18 protein-coding genes are annotated in these 14,304 nt (G+C 53.5%); 11 read left to right on the top strand and 7 right to left on the bottom strand.

From position 1 onward, the window contains the following. The first annotated feature begins 92 nt into the window (after nucleotides 1–92). Both AC2FC2_RS11160 and AC2FC2_RS11155 read left to right on the top strand, forming a co-directional pair. The gene (locus AC2FC2_RS11160) at nucleotides 93–875 is read left to right on the top strand and encodes a DeoR/GlpR family DNA-binding transcription regulator (RefSeq protein WP_490659215.1); all 783 of its coding nucleotides are present in this window, start codon (nucleotides 93–95) and stop codon (nucleotides 873–875) included. 1 nt (nucleotide 876) lies between these two features. After that, entirely contained in the window at nucleotides 877–1,260 is a 384-nt protein-coding gene (locus AC2FC2_RS11155) for a VOC family protein (RefSeq protein ID WP_209636679.1), read from the top strand. Here AC2FC2_RS11155 and AC2FC2_RS11150 read toward each other — a convergent pair whose 3' ends face one another. Continuing rightward, nucleotides 1,261–2,169: a LysR family transcriptional regulator gene (locus tag AC2FC2_RS11150; protein WP_209636677.1), complete on the bottom strand. Its 909-nt coding sequence runs from the start codon at nucleotides 2,167–2,169 to the stop codon at nucleotides 1,261–1,263. Between the two features lie 126 nt (nucleotides 2,170–2,295). Between AC2FC2_RS11150 and AC2FC2_RS11145 the strand changes: the two genes are divergently transcribed. The 5 genes from AC2FC2_RS11145 (at nucleotide 2,296) to AC2FC2_RS11125 (ending at nucleotide 5,300) form a co-directional block, all read left to right on the top strand. Next, nucleotides 2,296–3,183, top strand: a complete 888-nt coding sequence (locus AC2FC2_RS11145) for a pirin family protein (RefSeq protein WP_265554697.1) — start codon at nucleotides 2,296–2,298, stop codon at nucleotides 3,181–3,183. Between the two features lie 126 nt (nucleotides 3,184–3,309). Then, nucleotides 3,310–3,936, top strand: a complete 627-nt coding sequence (gene ycaC / locus AC2FC2_RS11140; protein ID WP_209636673.1) for an isochorismate family cysteine hydrolase YcaC — start codon at nucleotides 3,310–3,312, stop codon at nucleotides 3,934–3,936. 170 nt (nucleotides 3,937–4,106) lie between these two features. Continuing rightward, nucleotides 4,107–4,442: a hypothetical protein gene (locus AC2FC2_RS11135; protein WP_209636671.1), complete on the top strand. Its 336-nt coding sequence runs from the start codon at nucleotides 4,107–4,109 to the stop codon at nucleotides 4,440–4,442. A 64-nt stretch (nucleotides 4,443–4,506) separates the two neighbouring features. Continuing rightward, nucleotides 4,507–4,959, top strand: coding sequence for a thiol-disulfide oxidoreductase DCC family protein (locus AC2FC2_RS11130; protein WP_209636669.1), 453 nt, complete (start codon nucleotides 4,507–4,509; stop codon nucleotides 4,957–4,959). Between the two features lie 86 nt (nucleotides 4,960–5,045). Next, the gene (locus AC2FC2_RS11125) at nucleotides 5,046–5,300 is read left to right on the top strand and encodes an ABC transporter ATP-binding protein (RefSeq protein ID WP_209636667.1); all 255 of its coding nucleotides are present in this window, start codon (nucleotides 5,046–5,048) and stop codon (nucleotides 5,298–5,300) included. On the opposite strand, the gene AC2FC2_RS11120 is transcribed toward AC2FC2_RS11125, so the two are convergent. From AC2FC2_RS11120 to AC2FC2_RS11110, 3 genes are all read right to left on the bottom strand, one after another. After that, complete coding sequence (locus AC2FC2_RS11120) at nucleotides 5,297–5,848, bottom strand: GNAT family N-acetyltransferase (RefSeq protein ID WP_265554694.1); 552 nt, start codon at nucleotides 5,846–5,848, stop codon at nucleotides 5,297–5,299. The two genes, AC2FC2_RS11125 and AC2FC2_RS11120, sit on opposite strands and share 4 nt — an antisense overlap. A gap of 98 nt (nucleotides 5,849–5,946) precedes the next feature. Continuing rightward, nucleotides 5,947–6,702, bottom strand: a complete 756-nt coding sequence (locus AC2FC2_RS11115; RefSeq protein ID WP_209636663.1) for a DUF2076 domain-containing protein — start codon at nucleotides 6,700–6,702, stop codon at nucleotides 5,947–5,949. 126 nt (nucleotides 6,703–6,828) lie between these two features. Beyond that, complete coding sequence (locus AC2FC2_RS11110; RefSeq protein WP_265554692.1) at nucleotides 6,829–7,614, bottom strand: helix-turn-helix transcriptional regulator; 786 nt, start codon at nucleotides 7,612–7,614, stop codon at nucleotides 6,829–6,831. A 115-nt stretch (nucleotides 7,615–7,729) separates the two neighbouring features. Between AC2FC2_RS11110 and AC2FC2_RS11105 the strand changes: the two genes are divergently transcribed. Then, complete coding sequence (locus tag AC2FC2_RS11105; protein WP_490659214.1) at nucleotides 7,730–8,500, top strand: class I SAM-dependent methyltransferase; 771 nt, start codon at nucleotides 7,730–7,732, stop codon at nucleotides 8,498–8,500. 102 nt (nucleotides 8,501–8,602) lie between these two features. Here the strand turns inward: AC2FC2_RS11105 and aqpZ are convergent, their stop codons facing one another. Continuing rightward, nucleotides 8,603–9,298 (bottom strand): aquaporin Z, encoded by a 696-nt coding sequence (gene aqpZ / locus AC2FC2_RS11100; RefSeq protein WP_037423302.1) that lies wholly within the window; start codon nucleotides 9,296–9,298, stop codon nucleotides 8,603–8,605. Nucleotides 9,299–9,742: 444 nt separating this feature from the next. Between aqpZ and AC2FC2_RS11095 the strand changes: the two genes are divergently transcribed. Then, the gene (locus AC2FC2_RS11095; protein ID WP_490659213.1) at nucleotides 9,743–11,107 is read left to right on the top strand and encodes an esterase-like activity of phytase family protein; all 1,365 of its coding nucleotides are present in this window, start codon (nucleotides 9,743–9,745) and stop codon (nucleotides 11,105–11,107) included. 32 nt (nucleotides 11,108–11,139) lie between these two features. Here the strand turns inward: AC2FC2_RS11095 and AC2FC2_RS11090 are convergent, their stop codons facing one another. Next, the gene (locus AC2FC2_RS11090) at nucleotides 11,140–12,318 is read right to left on the bottom strand and encodes a low temperature requirement protein A (protein WP_209636654.1); all 1,179 of its coding nucleotides are present in this window, start codon (nucleotides 12,316–12,318) and stop codon (nucleotides 11,140–11,142) included. Nucleotides 12,319–12,626: 308 nt separating this feature from the next. On the opposite strand from AC2FC2_RS11090, the gene AC2FC2_RS11085 reads away from it, so the two are divergent. Both AC2FC2_RS11085 and AC2FC2_RS11080 read left to right on the top strand, forming a co-directional pair. Then, nucleotides 12,627–12,911, top strand: a complete 285-nt coding sequence (locus tag AC2FC2_RS11085; protein ID WP_209636653.1) for a YdgH/BhsA/McbA family protein — start codon at nucleotides 12,627–12,629, stop codon at nucleotides 12,909–12,911. A gap of 246 nt (nucleotides 12,912–13,157) precedes the next feature. After that, entirely contained in the window at nucleotides 13,158–13,715 is a 558-nt protein-coding gene (locus AC2FC2_RS11080; RefSeq protein ID WP_209636651.1) for a class I SAM-dependent methyltransferase, read from the top strand. On the opposite strand, the gene AC2FC2_RS11075 is transcribed toward AC2FC2_RS11080, so the two are convergent. Then, on the bottom strand, nucleotides 13,716–14,177 hold the full coding sequence (locus AC2FC2_RS11075) for a GNAT family N-acetyltransferase (protein WP_209636649.1): 462 nt from the start codon (nucleotides 14,175–14,177) through the stop codon (nucleotides 13,716–13,718). Nucleotides 14,178–14,304 lie beyond the last annotated feature (127 nt).

Below are 14,304 nucleotides of genomic sequence, written 5' to 3'. Positions count from 1 at the left end.
GTCCTGACTCGTCGATGCAAGACATAAAACATTTGTACGTTTTTGTACGTTTGTGTACATTTATGATCGCTTATTTGCCATTGAGAGACAGAATGTCCAAGCTGTTACCCAATCAACGCCATGAGGTTATCCTCACTGCATTACAGCAACAGGGGCGCGTGCTGGCCGTTGACATGGCGGAACGCCTGAATACGACTGAAGCGACCATTCGACGCGATCTACGCCAGTTGGCGGCGCAAAACTTGTGCAAACGCATTTATGGCGGCGCGCTGGCCCCCACGCCAGCAACCGGGCCTATAAGCGCGCGGCTACATTTGAGCAGTAATGAGAAACAGGCATTGGCGCTGGCTGCGCTTGAGCTGATCAAAGAAGGGCAGGTTATTTTCCTGGATGCCGGCAGCACCCACCTTTATCTGGCTGAGCTGTTGCCGCGCGACCAACGGCTGACCGTGGTGACCAATGCACTGAGTATCGCCAGTAAAATGCTGGAGCAACCGGGGATCCGCACTATTTTGATTGGCGGTGAACTGGACGCGGATATTGGCGGTTGTGTGGACGCCAAAGCGGTGCAGGACATTGACGGTTTCCATTTCGATCTGGCGTTTACCGGCATCTGTGCCTATGACCCCACCAGCGGTTTTTCGGCGATGAACTATCAGGATGCCCAGTTCAAGAAACGTTTGTTGACGCGTTCTGGTAACGTGGCGGTGTTGTGCACCGACGACAAACTCAATACCTACGCCCCTTATCCTTTTCTGGCCGCCAGCCGGGTTGATTATTTGGTCACGCCGCCCGGTCGACATCCGCAGCTTGAGCAGCAAGTGACTCACAGCGGCGGCAAAGTCGTGTACAACCCTTCAATTACGGGAGAGTGAAATGCAAATAGCCCATGTTGCACTGTGGACCCGCGATATTGATGCACAAGTGGCATTTTGGCAGCGTTATTTCAACGGCGATGCCGGGGAGCTGTATGTTAGCCGCAACCGCCCGGGATTTGTGTCCCGCTTTGTTCGCCTGGCCACCGGTCCGACGCTGGAAATTATGGGCCTGCCAGAATTATTGCCGGCGGAACAGGCTAATGAGCGTGTGGGTTGGGCGCATATAGCTCTGTCGGTCGGCGACGAAGGCCTGGTCGATCGGTTGGCGCAGCGCGCGCAGCAAGAGGGGATCCTGCTGGCAGCGCCGCGCCAGACCGGTGATGGATTTTACGAGGCAGTCATCCGCGACCCTGATGGTAATGCCATAGAAATTACGGCCTGATCACTCTTCTTCGAGGGTGGCGAACTGCTGCGCCAGATAATCGAGCAGAAGCCGCACCGCCGGTAGCAGTCCGCGGCGTGATGGGAAGACCGCATGCACCACGCCGCCCTGGGGCTGCCAACCGGGCAACAGCTGTACCAGTTCGCCACGCAACATGTCGTCGCGCATCATCATAGACGGCAGCTGTACAATCCCGGCCCCTGCAATTGCGGCGGTTCGCAGCATCAGCATGTCGTCGGTGACCAGCCGTGGCCTATGCTCCCATTCCATTTTTTCACCGTCGGGCCCGGTCAACTGCCACAGGTGCTGCGCACGTGCCGGCCCGAGATCCAGCGTGGGGTATTTACGCAATTCCTCCGGTCGTTGTACTGGGCCAAGGGTTCTCACCAGCGCAGGGCTGGCGGCGATACACCAGGTTCGCTGTGCCAAAATTTTCAGCACCAGATCGCTGTCTTCCAACGGTGGCGGCCGCACGCGAATCGCCAGATCCAATCCTTCACCGACCACGTCAACCCGGCGGTTGGTGGCCTCCAGGTGCACAGTGACTTTCGGGTAATCGGCCATAAAAGCCGCGACCATGCTGCCGACCCGGGTATGCAGGATGGCTACCGGGCAAGACATGCGCACGGTGCCGCATGGCTCAGCGCGGGTTTGTTCAATAGCCTGTTGCGCTGCATCGGCTTCAACCAGCATCGCCTTACAGTGCGTGTAGTAATTCAGGCCCACGTCGGTGACGGAAAAACGCCGCGTTGAGCGTTGAATAAGGCGCACGTTTAAGCGTTCTTCCAGTAATGCTACGCGGCGGCTCAATTTTGACTTCGGTATGCCCAGCGCGCGGCTGGCGGGGGCGAACCCCTGATGATCGACCACGCTGGCGAAATAAAACAGATCGTTTAAATCGGTGAACATCGCCTGTCCTTATCGTCCTATATATAGAACGCTGAGTGTACATCTTGACGACTACTGCAGCAAAGTGGGCTGGATTAAACTTCTGGCATCAACGTAAGGTCGTGAGACCTGAAACAGGAGTTCAAGATGAAAAAAATCCTCGGTATTTACAACAGCCCTGAAGCCCACTGGGTCGGCAACGGTTTCCTGGTGAATTCGCTGTTCTCCTATAACGATCTGGGGGCGGAAATGAGCCCGTTCCTGCTGTTGGATCATGCCGCGCCCACCAAGTTCCGTTCTGCCTCCGGCACGCGTGGCGTCGGTCAACATCCGCATCGCGGGTTTGAAACGGTCACCATCGTGTACCAGGGGGAAGTGGAGCACCGTGATTCTACCGGTAGCGGCGGGGTGATTGGCCCCGGCGATGTTCAGTGGATGACCGCTGCTTCGGGCATCTTGCACGAAGAATTCCATTCACGGAATTTCTCGCGCAATGGCGGCACCATGGAAATGGTGCAGCTGTGGGTGAACCTGCCAGCCAAAGACAAAATGGCCGAGCCGGGTTACCAGACGCTGCTGAATGCCGATATTCCGGTCGTTCCGCTGGCGGATGGGGCAGGGCAAATTCGCGTAATTGCCGGCAACTTTGACGGTCACGACGGCCCGGCACGCACCTTCAGCCCGCTCAACGTTTGGGACATGAAGTTAAATGCAGGCCATACCACCACGTTGACGGTAAAAGAAGGCCATACGCTGGCGCTGGTGATATTGCACGGTGCTGTTCACGTTAACGGCGAGGAAGTGGTACGTGAAACCCAAATGGTCAGGTTTGATCGTGCGGGCGATACGATCACTATCGAAGCCAATAACGATGTTGCTTTGCTGGTGTTGAGTGGCGAGCCAATCGACGAGCCTATCGTAGGTTATGGCCCGTTCGTGATGAACAGCGACGCGGAGATCCAGCAGGCTTTCCGTGACTTCAACGGTGGCAAGTTTGGCAGCATGACGGCAGAACATGACGCCAGCCCGCAATAAGCATCTCAGAACCGATCCGGAAAGTGATCTCCGGATCGGGTTCTACACTTAGGTAACCTCTGCGCTTTGGCCTGTCGGTCAAAGGCAACTTTTAACCGCGATAATCAATCCCAAAAGGAGTAAACCATGACTGCAAACTACAAACGCCTCGATAAGGATCAGGCCGTCGTTTTGCTGGTGGATCATCAGGCAGGGCTGCTTTCTCTTGTACGCGATATCGATCCCGATCGTTTTAAAAATAACGTACTGGCGCTGGGTGATTTAGCGAAGTATTTCAACCTGCCAACCATTCTGACCACCAGTTTCGAAGATGGCCCTAACGGTCCGCTGGTGCCTGAGCTAAAGGCTCAATTCCCCGATGCCCCCTTTATTCCGCGCCCTGGCCAGATTAATGCCTGGGATAACGAGGATTTCGTCAACGCAGTGAAAGCCACCGGCCGTAAGCAGCTGATCATCGCCGGTGTCGTCACCGAAGTCTGCGTAGCTTTCCCGGCGCTGTCGGCCCTCAGCGAAGGTTTTGAGGTGTTTGTGGTTACCGATGCGTCCGGCACCTTCAACGAACTGACGCGTCAATCGGCGTGGAGCCGTATGGAAGCCGAAGGTGCGCAGCTGATGACCTGGTTCGGCGTCGCCTGTGAACTGCACCGCGACTGGCGCAATGATGTGGAAGGGCTGGGGGCCTTGTTCTCCAACCATATTCCTGATTACCGCAACCTGATGACCAGCTACAGCACGCTGACCAAAGGCAAGTAATCCCGCGAGAAAGAAAAACCGATGATTCTTTACATAATCCTTAAATTTTCATCACGTTAGCGGCGGGATGTAAGCAAAGATCATCGGGGTGAAAAGGTCGTGAAAAGCGGCTTTCTCATTGGCCGGGGGCGGGGTAGGTTAAGCCCAATCCCGGCAAATGAGGACATGACATGAAAAATGCAATTAACGTACTGACACTGCCTTTTCTGGCTGCTGTGACGCTGTTTAGCGTTAGCGCGCTTTCCGCTCCGGCACCGGCAGAGAAAAATGCCCCACCGCTGGCAGAACAAGGTTTCCGCTTACCCCCGTTCCCGGGCGGACATATGCCTAAACCGGGTTTCTGTCACGGAGGGGAACTGTTCTGCGCGACGTCTGCCAGCGATAACCCAACCGAAACCATCAATAAGCTCACTGCGGTGATCCCGGCAAGTAGCGCCAAACATTATGAAGTCCGTGTTTCTGTCGTTGCCTTGCCAGATACGCCACCCGTGCCCCTCGCGCCTTAAACGGACCGGCTAGCTCTGAGGGGGAATGCAGGGTAGTCTGAGGAGGTTTTCCTCAGGAGGCAGGATGAATCTATTAACGCTCCCCCCTTATCTCCAACCTGATGATCGGGTGTTGTTATTCGATGGCGAATGCAACCTGTGCCACGGACTGGTGAGATTTTTGATCCGTGCGGATCGGCAGGGCAAGATCCTGCTGGCTACGGTGCAATCTGCGGAAGGGCAAGCCATCTTAGGCGGGTTGGGCTTACCGACCGACCGTATTGACTCCATTGTGTATCTTGAACAAGGGCAGTACTGGCTAAGATCGGCAGCTTTTTTTCAGGCAATGCGCCAGCTTGGTTGGCCATTTCGGTTACTGGCGCTGGCGCGTTTTCTCCCCCCTCGGCTGGCGGATGCGTTTTATAACCTGGTGGCCAGCAACCGCTACCGGCTGTTTGGCCGCAATGAAGGCACCGCCTTACCCGGGGAGCATCTGCCGGGGCGTTATTTGCATCATCGCTCTGACTATACCCGCTGAACTTTACGCTTCTTTACCCTTTAATCGATTGAAATATCAGCACTCTGGCCGCATATAATGGAGCATTCAGCCGAAAAGGAGCGTGTATGGGAATCAGTGAAGAAGAGCATCTCCGCCGTTTAAGTCAGGAAAAGAACGCGGTGGGGAATACGGCGAAATGGGTAGCAATTGTCTCTGCCATTTACTTCGCCATGATGGTGTTTTACGGTCATCCGATGGGGGTCTTGACGATGTCAGGGCTGATTTTTATCGTCTCCACCACGACCTGGCTGAAGAAGCGTCAAAAAGTGAAGTCCTATCGCCGGGTTTTGGCGAAAATCAACGATGAACCACCGGCTTAGCGACCCTGATATTCACGGCTTGTGATACTGTAAACCAGGCTTGGCGTATCGCCAGGCACGTCATCCAGGGTATCGACCAAACGTAAACCCGCTTTTTCCAGCACGCGGCGTGAGGCCAGGTTTTTTTCACGCACAATCGCAGAGATTTCTGCCAGCCGTAGATGTTCGAAACCAAATTCGAGTGAGGCCTGTGCCAGTTCTGTGGCTAACCCACCGCCCCAAACCTGCGTATCAAAACGATAACCCAGATTCACCGTGCGCTGCGCGCCCAGCGGCCGCCAGGATATCCCACCAAAACCGATGACCCATTCCGGTCGCTCAAGCCGCACAATAGCCCAAGAGCCGTAGCCGTGATGCTGCCAATTTTCGATCCGTTCAGCCAACGCCTGCTGCGCCTGCGCCTCGCTGGCAATGGGGCCGGCCGGATTAAAACGTTGCGTGTCGGGATCGCCAAAAATGGCGTAAAAGCGAGCTAAATCGTCGGCGACGGGCGGGCGCATCAGCAGACGGGCGCTAATAAAAGGAGCGGTAGGGTGAGTCTGTGGCATGGTTTCTCGTCAGCTGCGGTAAAAGGCAGGTTTAACTGTAGACCCGCTGTGCGGAGAAGGGAACACACCCCCCTCTCCAGGTGGAGAGGGGGAATGGATCAGATAAATGAATCGTCGTCGTTGTAGTCGTCATCAGAGAAGTCGTTACTATCGTCGTTTTGATAGTCCGCGTTCTGGAACCCGTTATCCTGGTTGAGGAAACGGCTGTCGCCACCGTTATTAAAGGTATCGAGATTATTGGATGCGTCGAAGTTACGCATTGCGCTGTCATCTACCGGCGTTGCCGGTGTCTCATCGATAATGTTCACAATCTCTTCCGGCTGTGAATGGCGGAACATGCCGGTTAGCATATCGGCGAGCACCACCCCTCCCGCTACGCCGGCTGCAGTTTGCAATGCGCCACCAAGGAACCCGCCAGCACGTGAAGGTGCCGCCTGTTGTGGCTGGCTATAAGCGGGTTGCTGCTGCTGTGGAGCGTAGCCTGCTTGCGGCTGATTGTTCCATGCCGCGTTGTTCTGCTGTTGCGCCTGATATTGCTCACGCGGGCTTGGCGTGTTGCGGTTACCGCCGCCAAACAGGCCGGCCAGGAAACCGCCGCTGCTTTGCTGGTTGGCGCTATTTTGCTGTTGTTGGGCAATCTGGCTTTCCAGATCTTTTACCCGCTGGTCCAGCTGCTTCAAGGCCGCTTCCTGAATAATCATTGCCTGCGCCATGTAATAAGGTGCTGAAGGCTGCTCACGAATGTGCTGATTGATTTGCTGCTCTGCCTGGAGATCCCTCTGGCCTGTCTTGGTCTCGGCATCTTTCAAGCGGCCAAACAGACCATCGATAAGGCGTTGTTCTTCAGATTGCATAGGATTACCTCAAGGAGATTAATTACGGTACTGGATGATCGATATCATCGGTAACTCTCACCCTAGCGCGTTTGTATGAAGCAATAAATAAATGGTAGGTAAACCTGATTATGAATTTGTTACCAGTTACGGCAAAGGGATTAACATCACCAGCTTTAGCCCGCTGTTTTCCGCAGGATGAAACGTCAGTTGCTGAAAGCGTAAGGGACCGCGTTGGGGGTGTTCGAACCCCCTTTCGCCCCCTTCGCGTGCCATGACATCGTGCTGTTTCCACCAGTGGTTAAACGCCTCGCTGTTGTGGGTCATATTGCGCACAAAAGCACGAATCTCTTCGGTATTTTGGTGATGGCTGGTTTCGGCGCGAAATTCGGCGACCACGCGCCGCGCACGATCTTCCCAGTCGCTGACCAGCGTTTTCGCTAACGGATGGAAAAACATAAAGTGCAGCAGATTGGGCGTGTTGGTTTGGCCCAGCCAGCCGCTGAACAGGCTTTCCGCGGGCGCATTCCAGGCCGCGACATTCCAGGTGATATCCAGGAGATAGCAAGGCACCGCTACCTGATGAACGCTTTGTAAAACCGCACTGTTAGCCATTTCCTGATGCTGTTCTTGTTCGGGATCGGCTACCCGCGCCAGGGTAAATAGATAGTGGCGTTCGGCATGCCCCAAACGGAGCGCTTTGGCAATGCGTGCCAGTGTATGCGGAGAGATGGACACCTCCCGGCCCTGTTCAATCCAGGTATACCACGTGGCACTAATACCGCTGATTTGCGCCAGCTCTTCACGGCGCAGGCCGCTGGTGCGACGGCGTGGTGCGCTGGGTAAACCCAGCATGTCCGGTGTAATACGCTCACGGTGGGCACGCAAAAAGGCACCGAGTGCCTTGGGACCGGATAAGGCTTCTGATTGCATAGACTGGTACCCCTGATACTAGGATAACTGCTCATATTGTACCCGTATATTAAGCTGATTATAGTAACAAAAGTCATCCGGCACAGGCGTAAGCCATACAATAAATGGGGCACATATGAGCAAGAGCAACAGCCATAAAAATGCGGTCGATCGTCAGTTTGGCGAGCAGGCCAGCGCTTATCTGACCAGCGCAGTCCATGCGCAGGGGAAGGATTTACAACGACTGGGGTTGCTGCTGGAACCCCATGCCGATGCCAGGCTGCTCGATCTGGGCTGTGGTGCAGGACACGCCAGTTTTACGGCTGCGGCAAAAGTGGCGCAGGTGGTGGCTTACGACTTATCGGTACAGATGTTGGCGGTAGTAAGCCAGGCCGCAGTGGAGAAAGGCTTTACTAATATCCAGGTGCAGCAGGGCGTAGCCGAATCACTGCCGTTTGATGATGCCAGCTTTGATCTGGTGATCAGCCGTTATTCGGCGCACCACTGGCATGATGTTGGCCAGGCATTGCGCGAAGTGCGTCGGGTGCTGAAGCCGGGTGGAAAAGCTATCTTTATGGATGTGGTCTCACCAGGGCATCCTTTGTTGGATATCTATCTGCAAACCGTTGAAGTCCTGCGCGATACGTCACATGTCCGCAATTATGCACCGGGCGAATGGCTGAGCTTGATAACAGAATCTGGGTTGCAGGTTCGAGAGGTGACGTCAGATCGGTTGTATCTGGAATTTAGCAGCTGGGTGGCGCGCATGCGTACGCCAGAGCATTTCGTTACGGCTATTCGTGCGTTTCAACAAGGGGTTTCTGAAGATGTGCTGCGGCATTTCGCCATCCAGCCAGACGGATCATTTACCAGCGATATCATGATGTTTGAAGTGAGCAGGGGATAAATAACGTCAGGGCAACCAATATACCCTTCCTCTTTCCGCGAGAAATACGCGGAAAACCATCGGATATAGCGGCTGCCCTGACAGAGTATTACCGGGTATAAATTACTTTTTGTCTTCCAACAGGCAGCGATAAATCAGGCCACCGATAGCACCGCCCACTAAGGGGACTAGCCAGAATACCCAAAGCTGTTGCAATGCCCAGGTACCTTGGAAGATGGCCACGCCGGTACTGCGCGCAGGGTTAACAGAAGTATTGGTTACCGGAATACTGATCAAGTGAATCAGCGTTAATGTCAAACCAATCGCTAAGGGGGCAAAACCGGCTGGCGCACGTTTGTCCGTGACACCATGAATAACGATCAGGAAAAATGCTGTCAGCACCAATTCAATGACGATAGCAGATTGCAGAGAATAACCACCCGGTGAGTGCTCACCGTAACCGTTGGAGGCAAAGCCGCCAGCAGTGGCATCGAAACCTGCTTTACCGCTGGCGATTAAATACAACACCGCCGCTGCAGCAATCCCGCCAATCACCTGAGCAATCACGTAAGGAATAACATCTTTTGCGGCGAAACGGCCACCGGCAAATAACCCCACGGTAATGGCTGGGTTAAAATGCCCGCCAGAAATATGGCCAACGGCATAGGCCATTGTTACCACGGTAAGACCAAAAGCGAGTGCGACACCGAGAAAACCAATACCCAGCTGTGGGAATGCTGCTGCTAATACGGCGCTACCACAACCACCGAACACCAACCAAAATGTGCCAAAAAATTCGGCAAAAAGTCGCTTTGACATAGATTCCATCCTACGGAAAATACTAACGGGCGTTAGCACTAAAAACTATAGAACACCTTTTTAAATTAATGCAGGTTTCTATCAATATTTTCTTAATGCACCTTGAATAACGGTGGATATTAAATCCCTGGGAATTAACTTTGTCTATGCGAATACGGCTATATTTTTCTAATTACGGCGCGTTTGCTGTTTTTTTTATCTTTGTTATAAGAATTTACCCTAAGCTTAAGCGACAGGTTTTTTTTGTTGAAAATAGCTAGCGTTAAATTTTCACTCTCCTATGTTTTTTCCATTGGTTTTGTCCGCGTTAATTGTTAATTCCTATTTGCCATCTTTAATTTTCAAGCCAATTCATGGTATTAGTGGGCTTGTCATAAGATTGTCATGTGGAGCGAATACATTGGCAAACTGCCAAGCCTACATTCTTAATTTTGAGCCATAACCATGAAAATAAAATCGGTTTCACTGTTAATCAGTTCGTTATTCCCTCTGTTGTCCTATGCCGCCACTGACGTTGAGGTTGCACGCTATATTGTCAGTTTTCCTGGTGGTGAGCATGTGAGTTACCAGGGCGCCTTCGCTAAGCACTTCCCACAGGGATTGCCGGTAGGTATCGGCTCGGGTCTGGTATTCAATAGTCGTGAAGGCAATGACCTGCTGTTGACGACAGTGACCGATCGCGGCCCGAATGCCGATGCGCCTACGGTCGGTGAACAGGACGCCAAAATTTTCGCTAACCCTGCTTTCGTTCCGCTGTTGATGGATATTCGTGTCGGTGGGGGGAAGGCGGTTGCCAGCAATTCACGCCCACTGCATGACCAGCAGGGGCCGATTAGCGGGCTGCCACTGCCGGCAGGTCTGATTGGTTCAACCAATGAAGTTGCGTTGAGTGATACGCTGAAAATCTTGCAGGGCGATCCGCGCGGGCTGGATACTGAAGGCATTACGGCGGATGGAAAAGGCGGTTATTGGCTGTGTGATGAATATGGCCCGTTCCTGATCCATATCGACAATCAGGGCAAGATCCTCGCCAAATACGGCCCGACGCCGGAGCAGGGAGAGCACGCGGTGGCAGGCGGATTGCCAAATATCATCAAATGGCGTCAGCCAAACCGCGGTTTTGAAGGCATCACCCGCCTGCCGGACGGGCGTATTCTTGCGGCGGTGCAGAGCACGCTCGACGTGGACGGCAAGACCAAGAACAAAGCACAGTTTACGCGCTTGGTCAGTTTTGATCCGGCCAGCGGCAAAACGGCGATGTACGGCTACCCGATCGATATCGACAGCTATAAAAAGGCCAAAGACGCCAAAGTGGGTGACATTGTGGCTGTAGACAACCAACACATCCTGTTGGTTGAGCAGGGCAGCGATAAAGACAAGCAGATGATCAACAAGATCTATCTGGTCGATTTCAGCCAGGCGACCGATCTGACGGCCTTCGAAGGCAAGGGCAAAGCGCTGGAGTTTGACGATGCGCAAGCGCTCGCCAAGCGCGACGTGAAGCTGGCGCAGAAGCGTGAAGTGGTCGATCTGCGCAAATTGGGTTGGCAGCAGGAGAAGGTAGAGGGTCTATCGCTGATCGACGATCACACTCTGGCGGTGATTAACGATAACGATTTTGGCCTGCAGGCCAAACTGGTGGACGCGCAGCCCAAGGCGAAGAAAATCGGCGACTATCAGTTGGATAAGCAGGGCAACCTGAGCCTGGACGGTAAAGCCGTGTCGGCCCGTATTGAGCTGCAACCGCTGGAGAAACCGGAGTCGCTCAGCGAATTGTGGGTGCTGACGCTGCCGCAGCCGCTGAAGTAGAGACGGCAACAGGGGGCCGATGCCCCCTGTTTTTATCCGTGAGTGCCGCTGACCTGCGGCGTCCTGCCTCGTGAAATGCTCTCCCACACCGCGACCGCCACCATAATCAACGTGGTCAAACCGTTCACCATCAGTAAATCGGTGAGGTAGGCGATCGGTGCCAGCACTGCCAGCGCAATGAGCCCCACCAGATGCGATAGGGGAAAGCGACGATAAACCAACCTTTTATACAAGGCGTTAGCGAACAGGTAGATTGCAGGACCGAGGAGCAGTACCGCTGCCGTGACGTTGTTAATATGGCCGTCAGGATGAGCAATCACCAGTTCGTTGGCGACGGCGCAAACGATGATGGCACCGACGAGTATCACGTGAACATAGTGAAAGTTGGCGCCCAGTTGGCCCGGGTTTTCCGCCTGGCTAATGGCGTGACTGCCGGCTTTGCTGCTGGTATCGAAATAAACCCACCACATCGCCAGGCTGCCGAGAAAGGCAACCAGCGAGGCAATCAGTACCGGTGGGTTCCAGGACGCCATTTCGCTAAGGGTCGAACCGGTAATCAGAATGGTTTCACCCAGCGCTACGATCACGAACAATTGGCAGCGCTCCGCCAGGTGATGGCCTTCGATAGTCCATTCGCTACTGCTGTCGGAACGACCGAGTACCGGCAAGCGGAAACCGAACATTGGCGAAACGTATTCGCACAATACGGCTATTGCCCACAGCAACAGCCGGTAGTTGCCTTCCGCCAACCCTCCCAGGATCCAGAACACCGCTGAAATGCACATCCAGCCAAGAATGCGGCGGAAATTTTGTTTTAATGGGTGGCCGATGGGCAGTAGATTTAAGATCACCAGTGAACGTCCAACCTGGATAGCCACGTAAAACAGTGCGAACAGCAGGCCACGCTCGCCAAACGCGTGTGGCAGCGCAGAAGAGGCGAACAACCCCAATAGCATGATGCCGAACAGCAGGATGCGGATAGGGCGGGTATCCGGGTTAAACCAGTTGGTGACCCAAGCGGTGTACTGCCAGGCCAGCCAGACGGCGAACCAAAGCAACAGCGTTTCGAGCGCGCCGGTCAGTGTCAGGTGGTGCAATAGATAGTGAGAGAGCTGGGTAACGGCAAAAACGTAAATCAGATCGAACAGCAGTTCTGAAAATGAAACCGAGGCACCATGGCCATCACGCACACGCAGTAAGGTTTGCGACATAGGGAGTCCTTCCATAATGATAACCTTCAGAAATAGCGTAGTTCAGTCGCGGGTGCTAAGAGAAGAATCTTAAAGATGAGGATTTTTATCGCATTTGGCCAAACGGACTTTTAATTGTCATCTGCCAGGGGTAGAGTGGCAACATTACCCCCGCGTTACCCAGCCAAAGACATATCTGCATGCACTTCCTCCTTATTTTCATCACAATGATTGATGTTCTTTACATTGGATTACGTCTGCTTTCATTGCCTGGTAGATAATTAACTCCACTGATACGAGAAAATAAACAAAAACATCTGGAGTTAATCATGAAACTATTACCTGGCATCGCAGCAGTTCTTTTGGCAGCCGCTTCATTTTCTTCATTTGCAGCGCCGCTGTCATCAGTAAAACAGGTGAATACTGAACAGGCCAGCAGCATGCAAAGCCTTGGCGTAGTGTCGGTTTCCGGCGTTAGTGGCTCTCCAGCCGATGCGGTTCACGCGCTGAAAGAAAAAGCGCAGGCGGATGGCGCCAGCAGTATTCGTATTATCGGGCTGGACACCCCGGGGGATTCCAGCAACTGGCGTGGTAATGCAGAAATATACCGTTAATCGCCTGGCAGTAAATAAACCTCGGTCACTGTAAAGGGTGGCCGATAAAACAAACGGCTGTGGAATATAATCTGACCGGTAATGCTGTTTATTGATTACCTGAAGATTATTTTCGCAGCCTTTTTTTATCTTTTCGTCTGTCGGTTGCATTTCATTACAACTGTGTCGGTGGTTTTAGGAAACATGTTAATGAATACTTAAGGAATTGAGTTCAGATTGGTGGCTACTCAACGTAAGGAGGCCCCAATGTTAAATGCGACACGGCTGCAACTGAAGAACCACTTTAGCTATCTCCAGCAGTTTATGGCTTCACCGCGTACTGTCGGTACGCTGGCGCCTTCTTCCCCTTGGTTATGCCAGGCGATGCTGAATCAGATTGAATGGACCGGGGCACTGTCCATTGCAGAATTAGGCGCGGCTGACGGCGTGTTGACCAAGCGTATATTGGGACGTATGCGCGCCGATGCCTCGCTTGAGGCCTTTGAAATTCAATCTCATTTTGTGCATCAACTGCGGAAAATTGACGACCGTCGTTTGCAGGTAATGGACCGTTCTGCCGAAGAGATGGCCCGCGATTACGACGTGATATTCTCTTGCCTGCCCTTGTTATCCATCCCGCTTAAAATCAGTATTCGTATTTTGCAACAGGCGCAGCACTGCTTGCGCGCGCGCAATGGCACGCTGGTGTTGTTTCAATACAGCCATTTGTCGGAAAAGCTGTTGTCTCGCTATTTCCATTGGAAACGGCTACGGGTCGTCCGTAATTTCCCCCCGGCGTTGGTCTATATCTGCACGCCGCGTTAACTAAAGCCTTTTTTCCATCACTACCACGTCGCCGCCATATTGCTGGCGACGCTCGATGGTTTGCCAGCCCCAACCTGAATACAACGCCTCGGATTTATCGGTAATCAGATGCAGGACAGGGTGGTTGCGCTGGCGCGCCAGTTGCACGATGGCCGCCTCCAGGCGCTGAGCGATACCTTGTCGTCTGTGGTCTGGATGAACAAATACGCCTGCCAGCCAAGGGGAAAGATCCATCCGGTGATGATCGTCACTTGGCCATAGGCTAGCCATACCCAGCGGGCATTCCCCCTCGAGCACCAACAGCGTGGTGTAGTCTTCACTGGGTTGTGCGCACTGTGCAAATCGTTGGCGCGTGCGTTCCAGCGAACCGCCACGCTGGGAGCCCCACTGACCAAATGCCCATGCGGCACAGACGTCGCTAAAATGGGGACATTCCACCAATGGGATAATACGTTGGGTCATCGTTGTTCCTCCTAGATTACCTGCCACGCTAGCCCACCTTTTATTGGATTATCGCCCGATTTTTTAACTTTATAAAACCGTATTTACAGCGGTTTTGCATGTATCAGCGGCGAAACAGCGTCATTCA

This window comes from Serratia sp. CoH_122_TC_1 (assembly GCF_058191755.1).
The sequence above is the reverse complement of the archived record's forward strand: the minus strand, read 5'-3'. Positions and strand labels throughout refer to the sequence as shown.